At 47.3% G+C, this 22,316-nt stretch carries 21 protein-coding genes; 14 read left to right on the top strand and 7 right to left on the bottom strand.

The genetic code is table 11. The features are described from left to right. Nucleotides 1–40: 40 nt before the first annotated feature. The 5 genes from clpS to ribD all read left to right on the top strand — a co-directional run bounded on the left by clpS (nucleotide 41) and on the right by ribD (nucleotide 5,776). Nucleotides 41–349 carry an ATP-dependent Clp protease adapter ClpS gene (clpS, locus tag HRU78_00675; protein QOJ22337.1) on the top strand — a complete coding sequence of 103 codons (309 nt, stop codon included), beginning with the start codon at nucleotides 41–43 and terminating at the stop codon, nucleotides 347–349. A 1-nt stretch (nucleotide 350) separates the two neighbouring features. After that, on the top strand, nucleotides 351–2,606 hold the full coding sequence (clpA, locus tag HRU78_00680) for an ATP-dependent Clp protease ATP-binding subunit ClpA (protein QOJ22338.1): 2,256 nt from the start codon (nucleotides 351–353) through the stop codon (nucleotides 2,604–2,606). 211 nt (nucleotides 2,607–2,817) lie between these two features. Continuing rightward, nucleotides 2,818–4,065, top strand: coding sequence for a serine hydroxymethyltransferase (locus HRU78_00685; GenBank protein ID QOJ22339.1), 1,248 nt, complete (start codon nucleotides 2,818–2,820; stop codon nucleotides 4,063–4,065). Nucleotides 4,066–4,128: 63 nt separating this feature from the next. Then, nucleotides 4,129–4,611 (top strand): transcriptional repressor NrdR, encoded by a 483-nt coding sequence (gene nrdR, locus HRU78_00690; protein QOJ22340.1) that lies wholly within the window; start codon nucleotides 4,129–4,131, stop codon nucleotides 4,609–4,611. Nucleotides 4,612–4,684: 73 nt separating this feature from the next. After that, nucleotides 4,685–5,776 (top strand): bifunctional diaminohydroxyphosphoribosylaminopyrimidine deaminase/5-amino-6-(5-phosphoribosylamino)uracil reductase RibD, encoded by a 1,092-nt coding sequence (gene ribD, locus HRU78_00695; GenBank protein QOJ22341.1) that lies wholly within the window; start codon nucleotides 4,685–4,687, stop codon nucleotides 5,774–5,776. A gap of 10 nt (nucleotides 5,777–5,786) precedes the next feature. Here ribD and HRU78_00700 read toward each other — a convergent pair whose 3' ends face one another. After that, entirely contained in the window at nucleotides 5,787–6,347 is a 561-nt protein-coding gene (locus tag HRU78_00700) for a response regulator transcription factor (protein QOJ22342.1), read from the bottom strand. Then, the gene (locus HRU78_00705) at nucleotides 6,340–7,614 is read right to left on the bottom strand and encodes a HAMP domain-containing histidine kinase (protein ID QOJ22343.1); all 1,275 of its coding nucleotides are present in this window, start codon (nucleotides 7,612–7,614) and stop codon (nucleotides 6,340–6,342) included. The genes HRU78_00700 and HRU78_00705 overlap by 8 nt, the downstream gene beginning before the upstream one ends. A 239-nt stretch (nucleotides 7,615–7,853) precedes the next feature. Here HRU78_00705 and HRU78_00710 point away from each other — a divergent pair, with 239 nt between their 5' ends. Further along, nucleotides 7,854–8,972, top strand: a complete 1,119-nt coding sequence (locus HRU78_00710) for a 3-deoxy-7-phosphoheptulonate synthase (GenBank protein QOJ22344.1) — start codon at nucleotides 7,854–7,856, stop codon at nucleotides 8,970–8,972. A gap of 82 nt (nucleotides 8,973–9,054) precedes the next feature. Further along, on the top strand, nucleotides 9,055–9,999 hold the full coding sequence (gene ispH, locus HRU78_00715; protein QOJ22345.1) for a 4-hydroxy-3-methylbut-2-enyl diphosphate reductase: 945 nt from the start codon (nucleotides 9,055–9,057) through the stop codon (nucleotides 9,997–9,999). 7 nt (nucleotides 10,000–10,006) lie between these two features. Here ispH and thiO read toward each other — a convergent pair whose 3' ends face one another. After that, nucleotides 10,007–11,116, bottom strand: coding sequence for a glycine oxidase ThiO (thiO, locus tag HRU78_00720; GenBank protein ID QOJ22346.1), 1,110 nt, complete (start codon nucleotides 11,114–11,116; stop codon nucleotides 10,007–10,009). Nucleotides 11,117–11,334: 218 nt separating this feature from the next. On the opposite strand from thiO, the gene HRU78_00725 reads away from it, so the two are divergent. The 6 genes from HRU78_00725 to HRU78_00750 are packed head-to-tail and all read left to right on the top strand — an operon-like array spanning nucleotide 11,335 to nucleotide 17,792. After that, entirely contained in the window at nucleotides 11,335–11,868 is a 534-nt protein-coding gene (locus HRU78_00725) for a type II transport protein GspH (GenBank protein ID QOJ22347.1), read from the top strand. After that, the gene (pilV, locus tag HRU78_00730) at nucleotides 11,859–12,377 is read left to right on the top strand and encodes a type IV pilus modification protein PilV (GenBank protein ID QOJ22348.1); all 519 of its coding nucleotides are present in this window, start codon (nucleotides 11,859–11,861) and stop codon (nucleotides 12,375–12,377) included. The genes HRU78_00725 and pilV overlap by 10 nt, the downstream gene beginning before the upstream one ends. After that, nucleotides 12,374–13,171, top strand: a complete 798-nt coding sequence (locus HRU78_00735) for a PilW family protein (protein QOJ22349.1) — start codon at nucleotides 12,374–12,376, stop codon at nucleotides 13,169–13,171. Before pilV ends, HRU78_00735 begins: the two co-directional genes overlap by 4 nt. Continuing rightward, nucleotides 13,168–13,740 (top strand): hypothetical protein, encoded by a 573-nt coding sequence (locus HRU78_00740; protein ID QOJ22350.1) that lies wholly within the window; start codon nucleotides 13,168–13,170, stop codon nucleotides 13,738–13,740. The genes HRU78_00735 and HRU78_00740 overlap by 4 nt, the downstream gene beginning before the upstream one ends. Nucleotides 13,741–13,771: 31 nt before the next feature. Then, nucleotides 13,772–17,278, top strand: a complete 3,507-nt coding sequence (locus HRU78_00745) for a pilus assembly protein PilC (protein QOJ22351.1) — start codon at nucleotides 13,772–13,774, stop codon at nucleotides 17,276–17,278. 52 nt (nucleotides 17,279–17,330) lie between these two features. Continuing rightward, nucleotides 17,331–17,792 carry a type IV pilin protein gene (locus HRU78_00750; GenBank protein QOJ22352.1) on the top strand — a complete coding sequence of 154 codons (462 nt, stop codon included), beginning with the start codon at nucleotides 17,331–17,333 and terminating at the stop codon, nucleotides 17,790–17,792. A gap of 46 nt (nucleotides 17,793–17,838) precedes the next feature. Here the strand turns inward: HRU78_00750 and phoU are convergent, their stop codons facing one another. The 4 genes from phoU to yaaA all read right to left on the bottom strand — a co-directional run bounded on the left by phoU (nucleotide 17,839) and on the right by yaaA (nucleotide 20,562). Next, on the bottom strand, nucleotides 17,839–18,546 hold the full coding sequence (phoU, locus tag HRU78_00755; protein QOJ22353.1) for a phosphate signaling complex protein PhoU: 708 nt from the start codon (nucleotides 18,544–18,546) through the stop codon (nucleotides 17,839–17,841). A gap of 64 nt (nucleotides 18,547–18,610) precedes the next feature. Then, complete coding sequence (gene rpiA, locus HRU78_00760; GenBank protein QOJ22354.1) at nucleotides 18,611–19,270, bottom strand: ribose-5-phosphate isomerase RpiA; 660 nt, start codon at nucleotides 19,268–19,270, stop codon at nucleotides 18,611–18,613. Nucleotides 19,271–19,357: 87 nt separating this feature from the next. Continuing rightward, nucleotides 19,358–19,738 (bottom strand): nuclear transport factor 2 family protein, encoded by a 381-nt coding sequence (locus HRU78_00765; protein QOJ22355.1) that lies wholly within the window; start codon nucleotides 19,736–19,738, stop codon nucleotides 19,358–19,360. A gap of 41 nt (nucleotides 19,739–19,779) precedes the next feature. After that, nucleotides 19,780–20,562, bottom strand: coding sequence for a peroxide stress protein YaaA (yaaA, locus tag HRU78_00770; GenBank protein ID QOJ22356.1), 783 nt, complete (start codon nucleotides 20,560–20,562; stop codon nucleotides 19,780–19,782). Between the two features lie 148 nt (nucleotides 20,563–20,710). On the opposite strand from yaaA, the gene HRU78_00775 reads away from it, so the two are divergent. Further along, nucleotides 20,711–22,201 carry a DegQ family serine endoprotease gene (locus tag HRU78_00775; protein QOJ22357.1) on the top strand — a complete coding sequence of 497 codons (1,491 nt, stop codon included), beginning with the start codon at nucleotides 20,711–20,713 and terminating at the stop codon, nucleotides 22,199–22,201. Nucleotides 22,202–22,316: the final 115 nt, after the last annotated feature.

Raw genomic sequence — 22,316 nt, forward strand, 5'->3', positions numbered from 1 at the left:
TCTTGTATTTATAATTGGCAATCCGATAGGGAAGAAAGTGATGACGGAGAGTAACTCGGAGGCCGTTATACTTGCGGAAGAAAAGGTAAAACAAAAGCCGCCTCCACTGTATAAAATATTATTATTGAATGATGATTTTACGCCGATGGAGTTTGTGATTGAGGTATTGAAGCTGTTTTTTTCCATGAATCAGGAGCAGGCGACGCGAATAATGTTAAAGGTGCATACGGAAGGGGTAGGGGTATGCGGTATTTACCCAAGTGATATTGCAAGTACAAAGGTTAAACAAGTGGTTGAATTTGCCAGGAAGAATGAGCATCCGCTAAGGTGTGTAATGGAGGAAAACTGAAATGATCGCACCCGATTTAGAAGTCAGTTTGCATATGGCGTTTGTGGAATCCAGACAGAAACGCTATGAATTCATTACAGTAGAACATTTGCTATTGGCGATGTTGGATAACGCCAGCGCTGCTGAAGTATTAAATGCTTGTTTGGTTGATATTGAAGAATTGCGATCAGTATTGCTCGACCATATTGCGCGCCATACTCCGGTGATTAAAGGTAACGAAGATGTTGATACTCAGCCGACATTGGGTTTTCAGCGGGTCATTCAGCGTGCCATATTGCACGTCCAGTCATCGGGAAAGAAAGAGGTGACGGGTGCTAATGTATTGGTTTCTATATTTGGTGAAAAGGATTCACACGCTGTTTATTTCTTGCATCAAAGAGGCGTGACGCGCTTGGATGTGGTCAATTACATCTCACATAATATCCGTAAAGTACCGCAGGAAAATGATGCTAAGCCTGGAAACGAAGGGGACGCTGAACATGAGCCGAATTCTGGCGGATTGCTCGAAAGTTACACGGTGAACCTCAATCACTTGGCGCTCATTAATAAAATCGATCCATTGGTCGGACGCGATAAGGAAATCGAGCGTGTCATTCAAACATTGTGCAGGCGTCGTAAAAATAATCCTTTATTGGTAGGTGAAGCAGGTGTCGGAAAAACGGCAATTGCGGAAGGTTTGGCAAAACGTATCGTTGAAGAAGATGTGCCCGATCTTCTTTTAAAGCATCAGATTTATTCGCTTGATATGGGAGCCTTGCTGGCAGGTACCAAATACCGCGGAGATTTCGAGCAACGCCTTAAAACATTGCTGAAGCAACTGACTGATAATCCCAATGCTATTTTGTTCATTGATGAAATTCATACGCTCATTGGCGCGGGTGCTGCTTCTGGCGGAGTTCTGGATGCATCGAATTTATTGAAACCGGTTTTAAGTTCGGGGCAATTGCGATGTATTGGTGCTACAACCTTTAATGAGTATCGTGGAATTTTCGAGAAAGATCATGCATTATCAAGACGTTTTCAGCAAATAGAAGTTAATGAGCCCAGTGTCGATGAAACCGTGGCCATATTGCGCGGACTGAAATCACGCTACGAACAGCACCACAAGGTTAAATATACAGCTGGCGCATTGGTTTCTGCTGCAGAATTATCGGCACGTTATATAAACGATAGGCATTTGCCGGACAAAGCCATTGACGTGCTTGATGAAGCGGGAGCTGCGCAGCGTTTGCTGCCGAAATCGAAGAAGCGCAAAGTTATCGGCAAAAGCGAGATAGAAACTGTGGTAGCGAAGATTGCGCGAATTCCGCCGCAAAATATCTCAACGAACGATCGCAATAAGTTGAAAACATTGGGTCGTGATATGAAAGCTGTTGTTTTTGGTCAGGATAATGCAATCAATGCATTGACGGCTGCCATCAAAATGGCAAGAAGCGGCTTAGGTAATCCACAGAAGCCAGTGGGTTCTTTCTTGTTCTCGGGTCCAACAGGCGTTGGAAAAACTGAAGTGGCCAGGCAGTTGGCTTATGCCCTAGGTATTCATTTGCATCGCTTTGATATGTCCGAATATATGGAACGTCACGCTGTATCTCGCCTGATTGGCGCACCGCCAGGGTATGTGGGATACGATCAAGGCGGATTGTTGACAGAAGCGATAATCAAGCATCCTTACTCGGTTTTATTATTGGATGAAATTGAGAAAGCACATACGGATATTTTCAATATTTTGTTGCAAGTCATGGATTATGGCACGTTGACGGATAATAACGGCCGGAAAGCGGATTTTCGTAATGTCATCATCATCATGACGACAAATGCAGGGGCCGAATCGCTGGCGAAATCATCGATTGGATTTACTAAAGCTAAATCGTCGGGTGATGAGTTGGCCGATATTAAGAAGCTTTTCACGCCCGAGTTTCGCAACCGGCTAGATGCAATTATTTCATTTGCTCCGCTTGATCAAGAGATTATTTTGCAGATAACCGACAAGTTCTTGATCCAACTGGAAACTCAGTTGCATGAGAAAAAAGTGGAAGCAAGCTTTACGGAAAAGCTGCGTCAATATCTTGCGAAACACGGTTTCGACCCTCTTATGGGCGCGCGTCCAATGGAGCGACTTATCCAGGATACCATTCGCAGCGCACTGGCCGACGAATTATTGTTTGGGCGATTGATCAACGGTGGTAAGGTAACCGTTGATATTGGTGATAATGATAAAATTATCCTATCGTTCGAAGAAGAAGCTGCAATCATTTGATTAATAGGATCTCATTCTGCCATAGAGTGAAGAGTCGCTAAAATATCCAGTGCAGATTTGCTGCAAGTAAAATAAGGGAAGTTCCATAAAAATAGAGCTTCCCTTATTTTTTACTCCATTAACTTGAGATCACCTATCAGCGTTTCTCTTCCGGTAGTGGTAATATACTTATTTTCTCGGTTCCCAAAAATTTCAAAGGATTGGTATTACCATGTTTTCGCAGAAACACACGATAGAAAATGTCGACCCAGAATTATGGCGGGCGATTAAAGGCGAGATACAACGCCAAGAAGAATATATCGAATTAATTGCATCGGAAAATTATGCAAGTCCTGCGGTGATGCAGGCTCAGGGCTCGGTTCTAACCAATAAATATGCCGAAGGCTATCCGTTCAAGCGCTATTACGGCGGCTGTATGTTCGCGGATCAGGTTGAGCAGCTGGCGATTGACCGGTTAAAAGCACTCTTTGGTGCTGAGTATGTCAATGTGCAGCCGCATTCCGGTTCGCAAGCCAATGCAGCCGTCTATCTATCCGTGTTAAAGCCTGGCGATACCCTGCTCGGCATGTCGTTAGCGCACGGCGGCCACCTAACGCACGGCTCGAGCGTGAGCATGAGCGGAAAGATTTTTAATTCAATTTCGTATGGTTTGCACCCGGAAACTGAGATTTTGGATTACGACGAAGTGGAGCGGTTGGCGCATGAGCACAAACCGAAAATGATCGTTGCAGGCGCTTCGTCTTATGCGCGCGTCATCGATTGGAAACGTTTCCGCAAGATCGCCGATGCCGTAGGTGCCTATCTGTTCGTCGATATGGCGCATTATGCGGGATTGGTTGCTGCCGGTTTTTATCCAAATCCGGTAGGTATTGCGGATTTTGTCACGAGTACCACGCATAAAACCCTGCGCGGTCCGCGCGGCGGTATCATCATGGCCAAACCGGAACACGAGAAGGCATTGAACTCCGCCATCTTCCCGCAAACCCAGGGCGGGCCATTGATGCATGTCATTGCCGCCAAGGCGGTGGCATTTAAAGAAGCGGCCAGTAAGGAGTTCAAGGATTATCAAGAACAGGTGATTGAGAATGCGCGTGTCATGGCGAAAGTGCTGACTAATCGTGGTTTGCGCATTGTTTCGGGGCAGACGGATTGTCATATGTTTCTGGTGGATTTGCGAGCGATGAATCTGACCGGCAAACAGGCGGAAGCATCACTGGAGCATGCTCATATCACGGTCAATAAAAATGCGATTCCTAACGATCCGCAGAAACCGTTTGTCACTAGCGGCATTCGTATCGGTTCGCCGGCGATAACGACGAGAGGATTTAAAGAGCTGGAAGCGGAACACTTAGCCAATCTGATCGCTGATGTGCTGGCAGCGCCGGAAGATGCGGCGGTTTTATCGCGTGTGGCTGCTGAAGCGAAAAAATTGTGCACGAAATTTCCGGTTTATGGATAGGCCTCTGCCAGCTTGAACCGATGTGAAAATCATTCGTTCGAGCAGCTGCTGGCCTAGCTGTGTATGAAATGTCCTTTTTGCAATGCCGATGATACCAATGTCATCGATTCACGCGTCAGCGAAGATGGCCACAAGATCCGCCGCCGCCGCCGTTGTCCTGCTTGTGACAAGCGTTTCACGACATACGAGACGGTCGAATTGCGTTTGCCGCAAGTAGTGAAGCACGACGGCAGCCGGACGGAATTTGACCGGAACAAATTGTTGACCGGTTTTAAACGGGCGCTGCACAAGCGTCCTGTTCCCACCAGTTATGTCGATGCTGCCATCGATCGCATCGTACAAAAGTTTTTAGCGATGGGTGAACGCGAAGTTTCATCGCGCAGTATCGGCGAGAGTGTGATGGAAGAATTGTATAAACTCGATAAGGTTGCCTATATCCGCTTCGCATCGGTTTATAAAAGCTTCCAGGATGTGGATGACTTTCGTGATGCCATCAAGGAAGTGCAAAAGCCGCACCAGTCATTACCGTCAAAGAAAAAATCCTGAATCAATAGAATAGCGATGGAAGCGACTTGCTGTCGATGCGATCAACCGGATCGCCTGGAAATATCTGCCTAAAATGTTTTCCGCCGCTGATTATGCTTTCATGTCGCACGCCTTGCGCTTGGCCGAGAAAGGGCTCTATAGCACGATGCCCAATCCGCGTGTCGGTTGCGTGATCGTTCGTGATGAACAGATTGTTGGTTGCGGCTGGCATGAAAAAGCCGGGCAGCCGCATGCGGAAATTAATGCTTTGCTTGATGCAGGAGCGGCAGCGCGCGGTGCGACAGCATATGTCACATTGGAACCCTGCAGTCATCACGGACGCACGCCGCCTTGTGCTGATGCATTGATTGCGGCTGGAGTTGCGCGGGTTGTTATGGCGCTGGAAGATCCCAATCCGCTGGTGTCCGGGCGCGGGTGCACCTTGTTACAACAGGCGGGTATCGACGTACAGACCGGGTTGCTGCAAGCCGAGGCGCACGCGTTGAATGCCGGTTTTGTTTCCCGCATGACGAAAAAAAAACCATGGATCCGTTTGAAGATTGCTGCGAGCCTGGATGGTAAGACTGCGCTGAATAATGGTGCCAGTCAGTGGATTACCGGTGAGGCTGCGCGGCAGGATGGGCACCGCTGGCGCGCCCGGTCATGCGCCATCATGACCGGGATCGGCACGGTACAGTCCGATAATCCGCAACTGACCATCCGCCATGTCGAAACAGGCCGTCAGCCGAAGAAAATCGTCGTGGATAGCCATTTGGCAATTCCGCTGCATGCCCGATTATTACAAGGTGGAGAGGAAACGTTCATTTTCACCGCTCAGGATGCTAATCCGGAAAAAGAAGCTGCACTCAGCCGGACGAATGCCCGGGTTATGGTTTCTCCCGATGCCGACGGTACGGTTGATTTGCAAAAAATGATGACAATGCTAGCTGATTTGGAAATCAATGAAGTGCTAGTGGAAGCCGGTCGCACGCTCAGCGGCGCTTTGGTCGATGAGGGATTGGTCGATGAATTAATTATTTATCTTGCTCCGCACCTGATCGGTGATGATGCGCAAGGCATGATCAAATTGCCGGAGTTAACGAGTCTGGAGCAAAAGAAGAGACTCGCAATTCAGGATTTGCGCATGCTCGGTCAAGATATGCGGATAATCGCAAGGTTGCTTTAAAGCGCTTTTTTTATTCGCGTAGCGGCCGCTTGGCAAGTTTGCGCTGCAACGTGCGGCGATGCATGTTCAATATCCGGGCGGTAACCGAAATGTTGTTGTCATTTTCGGTGAGGATGCGCTGGATGTATTCCCATTCCAGCCGGCCCACCGATAAGGGGTGCGAGCTGATCGGGATATTCGCTTCTCCTACCGTGCGTTCAAAGGCCGCCATGATTTCATCGGCATCGACGGGTTTCGCGAGATAGTGCGTGGCACCCAGTTTGATCGCTTCCACCGCGGTGGCGATGCTGGCATAACCTGTCAACATGACAATGCGGGTTCCCGGATCCAGGTTTCTTAATTTCTCAACCAAAACCAAACCGGATTCACTGGATAACTTAAGATCGACAATGGCATACTCAGGCGTTGACGCTTCAGCCAGATTCAGCGCATCCTCGATCGTATGCGCGCATGTGATGCTGAAGCCCCGTTTTGTTAGCGCTTTTGACAATACATCACAAAAGACTAGATCATCGTCAACAATGAGTAAGCTAGGTTGTTCGCTATCGTCACTTAATAAGGGTTCAATCATTTTTCGATCCTATCAGCGGTAAGATCACTTGGGTGCAAGCGCCGCCATTTTCAAGATTAAACAAGCGGACGCTGCCGCCGAATCGTTCAATATTGGCATTAGCCAGAAACAAGCCAATGCCGAAGCCCTGCCCCGGTGCTTTAGTGGAAAAAAAAGCTTCTCCCGCACGCTGCATGACTTCCGCGGACAAGCCTTTGCCATCGTCAATGATTTCAAGTTTAAGCTCCAGATTTTTGTCCCAATGGCTTTTGATCTCGATGCACTTCGAGGATGCGTCTGCGGCGTTGTTCAGCAAATTTAGCAGGGATTGGCTCAGTAATTGATTATCCATAATCTTGGGTGCGGGTTGCTCTCCAGTGCTTTGATAAGTGAATTTGACTGATGGGCGTATCAGTTTCCATTTATCAAGAACTTGCGATAGGAATGCATCCACGGGTAATTCATTGCCATGCTCGGCTCTTGCCTGCCCCGCCTTTGCCAATAGTTGCGTCAAGGTTTGCTTGCAGTGTGCGATTTGATCCCGGAGGATGTGGATATTATTTTGGAATTCCTGATCCTGCGTATATTCTTGCTGGAGTTCTCCAGCGACAACCGCCATGGTTGACAGCGGTGTGCCGAGTTCGTGTGCGGCACCCGCTGCCAATGTGCCGAGTGCAATGATTTGTTCGTTGCGTAAGGCATGTTCCCGTGCTTTCGCCAGATCCTGATCGCGTTCCCGGATCGATGAACTCATTTTTACAACGAACCATGCAATGATGACGGTGCTTAATACAAATGCCAGCCACATGCCTGACACATGCAATGCAAATTCAACCAGATGCTTGTTGTGGTCGTGCGGTAACGGCACGTAATTGAACAGTAACAAGGTATAGCAGGCGATGGTGATGACAGCCATGATCCAGGTATAGCGCCACGGCAGCGTGGCAGCCGCTATCGTCATGGGTAACAAAAAGAATGAGATAAACGGATTGGTTGAGCCGCCGCTAAAATACAGTAACGCGCTGAGCGCCAGAACATCGATCTGCAGTTGTAAAAAAAATTCCAAATGCGATACCGGCCAATTCCGATGCAACCGGATCCACGTCAACAGATTCAACAAAGCGAGCACTGCGACAACAGTGATCATTTGCACCCAGGGAATGACGATATCGATGGTCCAGTGCACTAATGCAAAGGTTAGGCACTGGGCGGCAATGGCAATGTTCCGCAGGAGAAACAAACGTTGCAAGTTTTTACTGAGAGGGGATTGGCTGAGATCACTGAACATTTGAGATGGTGTCGCTTTGATTACCTGCGAAGTTGATAACATTAGCTTAAATTGTACAACATGGCGATGCGACAAATTGTCTCAGGTAGAGCCTGCCGGGGTTAAGCAGGAAAAAAACTGTGGCAGTTGAGTTTTACCGCAGGCGTCGTAGTCATGGTAAGTGGCGGTGTTTTCGGTTAAAATCGTGAGCCGGTTTTACGGTAGACCGGAAGTTGGCATCATCTTATTGAAATTATTTTATGATTCTAGTCCTTACTCCCAATACCCGGCACGATAGCCCGGAATATAAACAGTTGATGGCGCATCTTGCCAATTTTTCAGGGATATCGGCGCGCATTCATACCGAGGCGGGCAGTGAACAAACACTCACAGAAATCTACCTGATCGGTAATACCAAAGTGCTGTCAATTGAGGATGTCAGCTGTCTTCCGTGTGTTGATCGTGTCGTCAGAGTTTCCGAAGAGTATCGGGTTTTGGGGCGGCACGAAAATGATGATCGGCCAACCCATTTTGATTATAACGGTGTCCGTTTTGGACAGGATTCACTGAATGTATTTGCCGGACTGTGCGCGGTGGATACCATCGAACATGTCGAAATCATGATGAAAGCACTGCGCGATCATGGGCAGGTTTGTACGCGCATGGGAGCGTACAAACCGCGCACCAGTCCCTATTCGTTCCAGGGGCACGGAAAAACCTGTCTGCCCTATGTTTTCGATCTGGCGGGAAAATACGGGATAAAAGTGATCGCGATGGAGATTACCCACGAATCGCATTTGGAAGAGATACGCAATGCGCTGTATCAAACGGGGAATGCGACCGGTGTCATGTTGCAAATTGGAACAAGGAACACGCAGAATTTTGAGTTGTTGAAAATTGTCGGCCGGCAACAAAATTTCCCGGTTTTGATTAAACGCGGTTTTGGCATCACTTTGGACGAATCATTAAACGCCGCTGAATATTTGGCTTCGGAAGGCAATCGCAAAGTGGTGTTCGGCTTGCGCGGCATGAAAACGAACATGGGAGATCCGCATCGCAATTTTGTTGATTTTTCCCATGTTCCTGTGGTCAAACGGCTGACGCGCATGTCGGTTTGTATTGATCCATCCCATTCCGTGGGTACTCGTGCCGGCTCGCCCGATGGCATTCTGGATATTATGCATGTCACGGCGCAAGGTATCGTGGCGGGAGCGAATATGGTGCTGGTCGATTTTCATCCGGTACCGAGCAAGGCGCTGGTTGACGGTCCGCAAGCTTTGTTGCTGAAAGAATTACCGCTATTTCTGGAAGACATTCAAATTGCCCGGGAAGCTTACGAAAAACGTATCGCATTGGCCCGGCGTTATCAAGAGGTATAAATAATTGTGCCAAAATTTCACTGCCTGTATTTGTATTGGTGAATGAGTTCAGGTTGCCTATCCATTGTCGGAGGATAAATAAATGATCAAAGTACTACTTTCGAATCCTAGAGGGTTCTGTGCCGGCGTGGACCGTGCGATTGAAATCGTCGAGCGTGCACTAACCATGCATGGCGCGCCCATTTATGTGCGCCATGAAGTCGTGCATAACCGTTTTGTGGTCGAGAATCTCGAAAAGAAGGGCGCTGTATTTGTTGAGAATCTCGATGAGGTGCCGAAGGACAGCATTCTGATTTTCAGTGCGCATGGCGTGTCGCACGCGGTACGGCGGGAGGCGGCTGAGCGTAAATTAAAAGTATTTGACGCCACTTGCCCGCTGGTTACCAAAGTGCATGTCGAAGTAGCCAAGATGCGCAAGGAAGGAAAAGAGATCATCATGATCGGCCATCAGGGGCATCCGGAAGTCGAGGGCACGATGGGGCAAATTGAAGGTGACGACAAAGGTATGTATCTGGTTGAAACCGAGATGGATGTTGAAACCTTGAAGGTTAAGGATGAAAGCAATTTGGCGTATGTGACGCAGACGACGTTGTCGGTCGACGATGCTGCCCGCATTGTCGATGCTTTGAAGAGAAGATTTCCGATGATTATCGGACCCAAGAAAGACGATATTTGCTACGCCACGCAAAACCGTCAGGATGCCGTTAAAAAAATGGTTAATCAATGCGATTTGGTCATCGTGGTTGGCTCTCCCAATAGTTCGAATTCCAATCGGCTCTGTGAAGTGGCGAGAAACGCCGATGTGGAAGCATATATGGTGGACCGCGCTGAGCAATTACAGGAAGCGTGGTTTGTCGGGAAGAAAAATATCGGTATTACAGCCGGTGCTTCTGCTCCGGAAATACTGGTACAGCAAGTGATTTCCCGGCTTAAACAAATCGGTGCCGAACAAATCGGTGAAGATGTGACGATAGAAGAGTTGAGCGGTGTAGTGGAATCGGTTGTATTTCCATTACCTAAAGCTTAGTTGATAGCTATCTAACTGCTCCCCATCCCGCTTGGTAAGGGGTAATGTCAAACGGTTGCGATATTCCTGTCAGTTCATTGACGATGATTTCAGCGCTGGCGGGAGCCATCGTGACGCCGTAGCGAAAGTGGCCGCTGTTAATCAGCAGATTACGAATCACTGGATGACGGCCAATCGTCGGGATGTTTTCCGGCGAGGCCGGACGTAATCCTGACCACTGCTGCTTGATCGGCATTCCATGAAGCTCAGGTAAAATGGCTTGGGCGTGCTGCAACAAATAATCGCGAGCGGCTACCGTTGTTTGCTTATCGAATCCGGTATCTTCCAAAGTACTGCCAATGAGTAAATGACCGTCGCGGCGCGGGATGAGATAAACGTTATTTTGCACGATGATGGATTGAATTGGCGGCGCATCGAATTTAAATAACAGCATTTGCCCTTTAATCGGTTTGATATACAGTTCGGGCGCGTGAATTCCCAGTATTTCTTTACTCCATGCGCCTGCGCAAACGATACAGCAGTCCGCGGCAAATTCGCCGCACGATGAATCAATGGCTTGTATTTGTTGGTGTGCGGTTTTAAGGTGATTAACCGTGCAGTTTTCAACAATCTTCCCTCCCAATAGTTCAACACGGCTTCGCAACGCACGTAAGAGTCTTGGATTGCGGATCTGCGCAACATCCGGCAAAAATAAGGCGTGATCTTGCGGCTTTAGTGCATCAGCTTCGGCATTTTGATTCATTGCATAAATGTCATCAGCTGTATGCTGCTCAATTCTAATTTCTCGTCTGAAACACCATTGCTGCGCGGTTTCTGCATCAAACGGCGGTAATATCAGCATGCCGGATATTGCATACTCGGAATCGATTCCGGTTGTGTTGTGTAAAACGGAAATCCAAGCTGGGAATAGCTGCGCGCTGTAGCGGGTGAGACGAGTAACCTCATCCGCATAATCCCACGGGCAAAGCGGAGACAAGATGCCGCCACCCGCCCAAGATGCCTCTTCTCCGGTTCTATTGCGCTCCAGAATCGTAACTTTAGCGTTCTGAGCTAAAAGACGTTCTGCAGTTGCGAGCCCTATGATCCCAGCGCCAATGATAACGACATCTTGTTTCATAACGAACGAATTACTTGTGTTTGCGCTGAGGGAAAAAGTCTTGGTAAGGAAAATGCTGTTCCATACGGATCGTGTAATAACGTTTTGTGCTGAATTGATAAATTGTTTGAAACGTAAGATTGTGCTTGAAAAGCTAAAGTTTGTCTAAATTGTGGCCGCTAAAATCTAGCCGGTAGCTAGCCGCAAATCAACTTAAAAGATGGTATGGAAATATTCAAATGAAAGAAAGATCGCTGGCTGATCAGCTATACCAGAATGGTTTAACTTTGATCGAGTTGCTCGTCACAATGAGCATTGCTAGCATTTTGCTATCGCTTGCTGTGCCAAGTTATCGCACATTTGTACAAGACAATTTGCTGATGATGCAAAGCAATAACTTTTATTCCGCGCTGGCTTTAGCGAAAAGTGAAGCCATTCGCCGTAGCAGTTCCATTACCCTTTGCCCAAGTACAAACGGTACCGGTTGCACTGGTGGGGTTATCTGGTCGAATGGCTGGCTGGTCTTTTCGGATATCAATAACAATGGTGTGGTTGAGGCTGGTGAGGAAATTCTGCAAGTTGGCACTGCTTTCACCGGTGGCAATACATTTGCCGGAACTAAGCCAAGAGTGATATTCACGGCTAATGGTTTTTCGATGGGATCCAACGATACTTTTACATTATGTGACAGCCGGGGAGCATCGTATTCCAAAGCCATTATCTTGAATATGCAGGGACGTTTTCGTACTGAGACGGGCAGAGCATGCGGATAAACAGAAAATCCTTAGTACAACGACAAATTCAAGCTAGCGGTTTTAGTTTGATAGAAGTGCTCATTACGATTCTGATTGTGTCTTTTGGTTTGCTGAGTATGGCAGCGCTGGTTGTGTCAGGTGCACGTGGCAACAATGTCGCATACTATCGTTCGATAGCCAGTAAACAAACAGAGGATATTGCCGATCGTATGCGTGCCAATATTGCTGGTGTAACTGCCGGTGCATACGATGCACTTTCGGCAAGTATCCCCAGTAGCTCGGATTGTGTAGCCAGCGCATGCAATCCGACACAAATGGCTGCTTATGATCATGCGCAATGGAACACAGCAAACGCAAGATTACTTCCTGGTGGAGTTGGAACGGTGAATGGAAGCTTAGCAGCGGGGTATTTAATTATACTGATGTGGACAGAGAAAGAAATGAATGTCGATGTTGATCCTAACGCTGATCCAAACTGCCCTGTAGGTGTAAATACACGGTGTTTTGTCACAAGGTTTGCGCCATGATGGCTTCATCAGCCAACCAAAATAGATTCACGGACTATCGGAGAGATGGTGTTCCGGGGATTCAGCGTGGATTTACTCTGGTCGAGTTGATGGTTGGCATGACAATAGGTTTGGTATTGCTGCTTGTTATCGGCAGCGTATTTGTCAGCAGCCGGCAAGTTTTCCGCGAACAAGAAGATAATGCGCGCGTACAAGAAGGCGGACGTTTCGCGCTGGAGATTATTGGACGCAGCATCAAGCAAGCCGGACATGTGGAAATGCCTTTCACGGGCTTTAAAGTAGCTTTCGCCGGAACTGCAATTAGCGGCACTAATGGTGGTACCGGCATAGCGGATACATTGACTTTGCAATATGAGGGCGCAATTGGGGATAGCGATTGCGGAGGTACTGGGGTAGCTGTTGCAGGTACGATCATTCAAAATTATTTCAATATTGATGCTGCTAACGCGGAATTGCAGTGCGCGGGTCAAATTTCCGCTACACCAACCGTGCCAGGAGCGCCGCCATCAGGTCAAGTTTTATTAAGCAACGTAGAAGATTTACAAATTCTTTATGGAATAGATAACGACGGTGATCAATCCGTCGATCAGTATATCGAGTTACCTGCGGATTGGAATGATGTTGTTACCGCACGTGTTTGCGTTTTGGTTCGCTCGGAAAAGACCAATGTTGTTTCTGCAGGTAATTACCTTGATTGCAGTGGAACATCAATCGCAATTCCATCCGATAGACGATTAAGAAGGGCCTTTACGGCGACATTTAATTTACGTAATCGCATCAATGGTACGCCATGAATATAGAATTTTCTCTTCGGCAGCGGCAAAGTGGAGCAGTATTCGTAACAGGTCTGATTTTCTTGCTGGTTTTGTCACTTCTTGGGATAACAGCTGCAAAAATGGCGACGGTAGAAGAACGGATGTCCGCCAATATACGGGATCGTATGATTGCAACCCAAGCGGCTGAAATGGCTTTGCGGTATGCCGAGCATCATATTCGCGATAATGACCCTTCCACGAATTCCCCCAGATCGATTGAAGGGATGAGTGAATTCGATACAAACTGCACGGACGGATTTTGTTATTACGGCTCCGGCGTCGATGCTCCAAGTACGCCTTCATGGACGACATACTGCACTCCGACTTGCCCTATCGGTTATGTTGCAGGCAATACTTTTAGAGTTGACGGTGTTGCATACACCGCACCTATTTTGCCGGCTGGCGTACCAGCACCGACTTATTTGATCGAAGGGATTCAAAAAACGCCACCCGGTAATTTTTTAAGATATTACTACCGTATTACGGTTCGGGCGCAAGGAGCCAAACAGGGTACCGTCGTTTGGTTGCAAGAAGTTTTTAGGCCGTAGGAATATAAAAGACTATAAGGATGCAAAGATCATGAAGAGAAAATTTTTAACGATAGGAAATGCGGTTAGCTTTTCTCTGGTTTTTTTAGCAAGCAGCGTTCAAGCGCTATCGCCGCTCTCGAATACTCCCCTCTTTCTGGGAGGCAATATTTCTCCCAATATCATGTTTACACTGGATGATTCTGGATCAATGCAGTTTGAGATTTTACCGGAAGATTTGATTGTTCAAGATGTGTATTTCATGTTTCCTCGCGCATCAGGGGTTTATGGTGCGGCAGATTACAGCAACTATTCCATCGATTTTGATTCTGCTAATAAATACTCTGCTTCGTTACGTTCCAGTTATGTCAACCGGATTTATTACGATCCTACAATAAGATATCAACCTTGGAGTAACTCGGATGGATCATTGATGAGTAACGCCAGTTCTACGTGTGCTTACCATAATCCATTGAATACTGCGGCAGGATGTCGCAATCTTACGGTTAACAATACACAAACTTCGCGCTGGCTCAAAAGTGATGGAACTCTTTCATCCAGCTCATCAAAAACTTTTTATCCTGCTGTCTATTTCAAATATAACAGTGGCCCTACCAATTCAGCCAGTAGTTATACGCAGGTTGAAATAAAATCTTCTACTTCGACTTATGTTGGTGGAGCAAATCGCTCCGATTGTGCTGCTGCACCTAACTGTACTTACAGTGAAGAAATTCAAAACTTTGCCAATTGGTATACCTATTATCGTTCTCGTGTATTGTTGGCGCGCGCTGGTGTAGGTAAAGCTTTTGTCGCGCAGGGGAATACCATGCGCGTTGGGTTCGCTACGATTAATCAGGCTACCTCGACTATAGATGGTGTGTCAACGAGTGTTGTGGTTAGTGGTGTCAGACAATTTACCGGTACCGATAGAACAAGTTTCTTTAATAATCTTTATACCCAAGATATTCCTGCACTGGGGACACCACTCAGGACCGCTGTTGACAAAGTAGGGAAATACTTTCAACGAACGGATGACAAAGGTCCTTGGGGTGAAAACCCAGGATCCACAGGAGGTACGCAACACTCTTGTCGTCAAAATTACAATATCTTAATGACGGATGGTTACTGGAATGATAGTACCGCGCCAAGTGTAGGCAATTCCGACAATCTGGCAGGTTCTTCTATTACTAATAATTCTTCGCCAGCGGTACCTGCAACTTATACCTATGCACCTGCGCTCCCTTATTCTGATAGTTACAGTAATACGCTAGCCGATGTGGCAATAAATTATTGGAAGAATGATTTGCGTAGTGATTTATCAAATAATGTTCCCACTAATCCTGCTGATCCTGCCTTTTGGCAGCATATGGTTACTTTTACAGTGGGTTTAGGAGTTAACGGAACACGTACTACATTGCCATCCGGATCGGAGTCGTGGCCTGATCCAACCGCAAGTGATCCCGCAAAAGTAGATGATCTCTGGCATGCTGCTGTAAACGGCCGAGGCGCTTTTTTTAGTGCTGCCGATCCAACCAGTTTTGCGAATGCTTTATCCAACACACTATCGCATATCGTGGCGCGGACAGGCTCAGCTTCTGCTGTAGCGGCCAATTCAAATTCGTTAATGACAAACGGCCGCGTTTATCAAGCAAAGTTTAATAGTGGTGATTGGAGTGGCCAATTGTTGTCGATTCCAATTAGCTCTGCCGGAGTACTGGGCACCACTGAATGGGATGCCGGGCAGGTTTCACTTGCGCCGGGAACAATTGCGCCAGCTTCTCGCGTCATTATCACGAAAGGTACTAGTGATGGGGTTTCTTTTGAATACGCTAATTTAACCACTGCACAAAAAGCTTTTCTCAACAAAAATTCTGCAGGTACTACCGATAATTGCGGCCCGGAGAGGGTGGCATTTTTACGGGGAGATTCAGCGCATGAGGGTGCGACTGGAACGTTCACTTGTGCCAGCTCTACATCCATTAATAATTTCCGTACTCGTCCAAACAGTAAATTGGGTGATATCGTCAACTCAGGTCCACTCTATGTTGGAAAGCCTACGGCGGGTTATTCGGATGTGGATCATCCTGGTTACGCATCATTCAAGAATAGCTACAAGGACCGAACTCCAATGCTATACGTTGGTGCCAACGATGGGATGCTACATGGATTTAATGCTTGCATTGCCGGGGTGACGGCAGGATGTACAACTGCAAATGCCGGTAAAGAACAGTTGGTTTATGTCCCGAGTACAGCTTATGGAAATCTAAGCTGGTTAACGGACAAGAACTATACCTCCAATCATCGCTATTTTGTCGATGGATCGCCCATGATGGGGGATGTTTACTCGACATTAACTTCGAACTGGAAAAGTATTCTTGTTGGTGGCATGAATGGCGGTGGTCAAGGGTACTATGCACTGGATGTTACAAATCCAACCGATACATCAAAATCAGCGCCGACTTTTACTGGAGCGAATGCTGCAAATATATTGCTGTGGGAGTTTACCAGCGCCGATGATAGCGACATGGGTTATAGTCACAACTTGCCGCAAATTAATTCGTTTACCGGTCAAGCAATGCAGATCGTCAAAATGGAGAACAATCAATGGGCCGTGATAGTTGGAAATGGTTATAACAGCACAGGCGGTAAGGCAGTTCTTTATATCCTGTTTATTACAGGAGGCGAGGATGGCAGCTGGACGATCGGAACTGATTACATCAAGTTGATTGCCGGTTCCGGTACTGGAAATGGTCTTTCGACACCGATACCGTTTGATACTAATGGCAATGGTAAGGCCGATGTGATTTATGCTGGTGATATCAAGGGGAATTTGTGGAAATTTGACGTAAGCTCGGCTACATCCTCAAGTTGGAATGTGGCGATTGGCGGAACACCTTTATTTGTATCCGGTACATCGAAACCGATTATTGCTCCACCTTCTGTAAGCTTTCATCCCAAAGGCGGGCAATTGGTTTTATTCGGTACAGGAAAATACTTGGAAACTGCAGATACCACCAGTACCAATACTCAGACAATCTACGGGATATGGGATAATAATACCGTAGCTACAGTAACGGCAGGAATGCTTGTTCAACAGGTGATAACGGATGGAACTGTTAGAACAGCAACGCAAAATTCGGTGTCGTATTCAACGACGATTAAGGGTTGGTACGCAAATCTACCTGTTAGTGGGGAGAGGTTGACCGGCGTACCTAGCCTCGAAGATGGAATTTTTGTTTTCAATAGTATTGTGCCTTCTGCATCGCCTTGCGATTTTGGAGGTAGAGGATTCGTAAATGCAGTCGATTTTTTGACAGGAGGCATGCTCTCTTCTCCAGCATTTGACATCAATAGAAATAGAGTGCTCGGGCTTGACGACGGTTTGTCAGCGGGAATAGAAATTGGATTTTCTGTGGGTGGAGTTACACGTATCAGAGGTCATACAGATAGTGATGACCTTGTTTTCTCTACAGCAGATGGTACGCTCGCGCTGACGACAACAGCGAAAGGTGCTGCCGGACTACGTGGCAGAGTCACGTGGCGAGAGCTGATGCATTGAAGTAAATTCAATAAGTATAATGAAAATTAGATTCGAGGAGATCAAAAGGGTTATGAATTCAACTTTCTTTTCATTTAAGGCCGCTGGCTTTACTTTGGTTGAGCTTATGATTACGGTTGCTATTCTGGGTATTCTTACCTCAGTCGCGTTTCCGTCTTATCAGAACTATGTGAGGCAATCTAACCGGGCTGTTGCAAAGTCATTGCTTTATGAAAACGCGCAATTTATGGAGCGTTTTTACAGCCAAAATAATCAATATGACGCGACGGTCGGTGCTAATGGCATAGCAAATACAGGGGGAGATGATATCGCGGTGACACTACCTGTTACGCAGTCGCCGAGAAGCGGTACAGCACAATATAATATATCGCTTCAAGCCGTGGCAGATAATACATTTATACTACAAGCCGTTCCGGTTGGTTCGATGGCCGGTGATGTATGTGGCACACTGACTTTGAGCAATACGGGAGCTCAGGGTGCGGGTGGAAGTATTGCGGATTGCTGGAATCGCTGATTCCAATCCTGTAGGGCGCTTTTGCATCCCTAGAAAATCTCTTTGCTTATTCCTTGATTTCCTGCTCAATCTGGTCGGCTGTTACGTGGCGCACATCCTTGCCTTTTACCATGTACACAACGTATTCGGACATGTTTTTGGCATGATCTCCAATGCGTTCAATGGCTTTGGCGATAAATACAATTTCCAGACAAGTGGAGATTTTTCTTGGATCTTCCATCATGAAAGTGATTAATTGACGCAAGATCGAACGGAATTCTTCATCAACGAATTCATCCTGCCGCACAATTTGCGCGGCAGCATTCAGATCCAGCCGGGCAAAGGAATCAAGTGCTTTATGCAGCATATCCATAGCGATACTGGCAACATGCTTGACTTCATTAAAACGTGGAATGTGCATACGATCTGATGCGTAGATCAACTTTGCCATGCGTGCTATTTTTGCCGCTTCGTCACCAATGCGTTCCAGGTCGGTAATTGTTTTAATCACCATCATAATCATCCGCAAATCACTCGCAGTCGGCTGTCTGCGCGCAATAATCTGATTGCAGATCTCATCAATCGAAACCTCCATCGCATTGACGCGATGGTCACGGGTAATAACCTGATCAATCAGTTCTTCATTACCAGTAGTTAGCGCTTCAATTGCGCATTCGATCTGCTCTTCGACAAAGCCACCCATTTGCAAAACGCGTGTGCGCACTTCTTCAAGATCAGCATCGAACTGCTTGGAAATATGTTCTTTGTTTGCCATGAATTGCCTCTTGAGGATTTCGAAGTTTGTAAGTTTATACTTATGCCGAAGATTGATTTGTTAATCAGATAGTAATTGTCCGGACACCGTTATCTGTTCCCAATAATAGCGTATTCGCCGGGCGTCGGGCAAAAAGGCCATTGGTGACAACGCCAGTAATTTGATTGAGTGTTCCTTCTAATTCGACCGGATTCATGATTTGTAAGCCATGCACATCCAGAATAATGTTTCCATTGTCAGTAACGAACCCTTGACGTAATGCCGGATGTCCGCCCAGTTGCACGATTTCACGCGCGACATAACTACGCGCCATTGGTATGACCTCAACAGGCAGCGGGAAGTTACCAAGAATATTGACCAGTTTGCTCTGATCGGTAATACAGATGAATTTCCGTGCTACTGCTGCGACGATTTTTTCCCGGGTCAATGCGCCGCCACCGCCTTTGATCATATGTAAATGTTCGGTGATTTCATCCGCGCCGTCGACGTACACAGGAAGGTCAATGACGTTATTCAGATCGAGTACTTCGATACCGTGACCTTTTAGGCGTTGCGCTGTTGCATCCGAACTGGCGACCGCACCTTCGATTTTATTTTTGATTTTGGCTAATTCGTCAATAAAGTAGTTGGCAGTGGAACCTGTTCCAACTCCAACGATACATCCAACCGGGATATGCTCGATTGCAGCGGCTGCGACTGCACGTTTTTGCTCATCTTGTGTCATTATGGTCTTATCTAGTCTAAAAATTGATATGACTTATCAGGATAGCGTTATCTGCAAATTTAAACAATGCTTCCGGTCATTAGTATGTTAGTCCGACTGCGGCATATTGCCGGGTTTGTAAACGGCAATATGCTTGATCAATCCTTCCAGGGTAAAGTATATGCGTTCTACGCCGCTTCTTCTCACCCGCTCTCCGGAAGTGGCATCCGTGCCGGTCATTAAAAATTCAAACTCTGCGCCATCATTTTCAATGCCGCGATACGTTGACACATCCCAATGTGCATCGGGAAAATGATCGAAAAAGCTGATCATCATGACGTGAATAGCGGCACTTCCTTTATATTCACCAAAATAGGCGGAGTAATAAGTAGCATCATCAGCGAACAAGGGTCTGATTAACGCGAGGTCGTGATGGTTGGATAACGTGACATAGTTTTTCGCCAATTCTACGGGTTTATTCGCGCGCATCGATTGAGTCTGCCAGAAAGTTAAAAAGTCACTGCTGCAGGTTATGCGGATCTGGATTCCGCGCGGGTGAAAATCCATTCATCCTTTGAGCTATCCGCTGTGCTGAACTGATAGCCCGCCACGTCAAAGTTTTTAATGGTATCGGGTTCTGTAAGTTTGTTCCGGATGATGTAACGGCTCATCATGCCGCGCGCCTTCTTGGCGAAGAAGCTGATAATTTTGTAAACGTCATTTTTCTGATCCTTGAAAACCGGGGTGATAACTCGTGCGTTAAGTTTGTCGAGTTGGATGGATTGGAAATATTCATTGGAGGCAAGGTTGATCAGAATATCGTCTTCTTGTTTTGCCATAGCTTGATTGAGCGCCTGGGTGATTTTATCTCCCCAGAATTCGTACAGGTTATTGCCGCGTGGATTCTTGAGTTGCGTACCCATCTCCAGCCGGTACGGCTGCATCAGATCCAATGGGCGCAACACGCCGTACAAGCCTGACAGCATGCGCAAATGTTTTTGTGCGAAAGCCAGTTCCGCTGCGGTCATGGTTTCCGCATCCAAACCGGTGTAAACGTCACCTTTGAATGCGAAGATAGCTTGTTTGGCATTGTCCGGGGTGAGCGGCCGTTTCCAGGAAAAATAGCGATTCGAGTTCAAGATTGCCAGTTTCGGGCTGATCGACATCAACGTGCCGATCTGATCCGGCTCCAGCTTTCTGAGCACATCGATCAATTGTGCCGAATCGTCGAGAAAATCGGGTTGTGTGTGTTCCCGGGTGATCGGAGGCGTTTCGAAATCCAGTGTTTTTGCCGGAGAAATGACAATCATCATGTGTGTTCATCCTGAAATAAAAAATACTAGCAGATTTGATCATGGCATGAGGGTTACTTGTAATTTGTGCTAGGCACCCTAAACTATAGGTCTTTCAATCTATCAAATACTACGATTCGATTGTTTTTTGTCAATTAGAGGAGCGATCATGTGTGGATATCGTATTTTTATGCTGTTGATACTGGCGCTGTTAATGCCGGTTGATTTATTCGCGCAACAGGGAAACGGCGTGGAAAGTTTGCGGCAGACCAGCAAGGCATTTGCTGAAGTGGCGCGCAAAGTTTCACCTTCAGTGGTGTTGATTCAGGTTGAACGGGAATCTGAAGCAGCGCAAATGTCGCCGTTCGGCGTACCGTTTGGTGATGGACAGCAATGGCCGTTCGGGGATGATCTGTTTAAACGTTTTTTTGGCGATCGTTTCCCGGATATGCCACGTTACAACGCGCCCGAAGGGAAAGGCAAGCAACAGGGAAAACAACGTTCCGTAGTCGGGCAGGGCTCAGGATTTGTTTTCGCTGCGGATAATAAGCACGGTAATAAAACCTACATCCTGACCAATAATCATGTGGTCGAAGGGAATGACAAAATCAGCGTCAAGTTTCTCGATGGCCGTGAGTTTGAAGCAAAAATCAAAGGAACCGATCCCAAATCGGATATCGCCGTGATCGAAATCGAAGCAAGCGGGCTGCCCGTAGTGCAAATCGGCGATTATTCCCAATTGGAAGTCGGCGAATGGGTGGTCGCCATCGGCAATCCCTTCGGCCTGAGCCATACCCTGACGGTCGGTGTAGTCAGCGCAAAAGGCAGAACATCGCTTGGTATTAACGATTACGAAGACTTCATTCAAACCGACGCCGCGATCAATCCCGGCAATTCCGGTGGACCGCTGGTGAATCTGGACGGCGAAGTGATCGGCATGAATACCGCCATTTTCAGCCGCAGCGGCGGTTATATGGGCATCGGTTTTGCCATTCCGATCAATCTGGTGCAACGCATTGCCAATCAATTGATCGAAAAGGGCGAAGTGGTGCGCGGCTATCTCGGCATCATGATTCAGCCGTTGACCGCCGATTTGGCCAAATCCTTCGATTTGAAAAATGAAAAAGGCATCCTGATTGCCCAGGTGACCAAAAACTCGCCGGCCGACAAAGCGGGGCTCAAGGCCGGGGATGTCATTGTCAGCTTTCAGGGGCGACCGGTGAGTGAAACCGGTGATTTCCGCAACCAAGTCGCAATGGAGCAGCCGGGCAGTAAAGTGGAATTCGACATCGTCCGCGACGGCAAGCAGCGCAGCATTACCGTGAAAATCGACAAACTGACCGACAATAAACTGGCGATGGAAGAGTCATCGCAAGCCAGTGAAAAATTGGGTTTGAAAGTGCAAACGATCACCGCCGATCTGGCAAAGCAATTGGGTATCAAAGCCGGAAAAGGTGTTATCGTTACCGAAGTAGCGCCCGGATCGGTAGCTACCATGGCGGGCATCGGTCGCGGCAGCGTGATCCTGGAAGTGAATCGCAAGGCGGTCAATACCGCCGCGGAGTTTGAACGCGCGGTGAAAAGCAGCGCCAATAATAAGGTACTGCTATTAGTGCGGGATGACGACGTATCGCGCTATGTGGTATTGAGCTGGCGCTGAGGCTCAAGCCACGTGAAAGGTGCATTGGCTGCGGCGCGTGCTGCAGTCAATGCATGACGCCGCTGTGTTTTAGTCGCCGGTTCAGATTTAATGTGGTATACCGGGATTATTTAAT

This window comes from Gammaproteobacteria bacterium, from assembly GCA_015709635.1.
GTDB lineage: Bacteria > Pseudomonadota > Gammaproteobacteria > Burkholderiales > Nitrosomonadaceae > Nitrosomonas.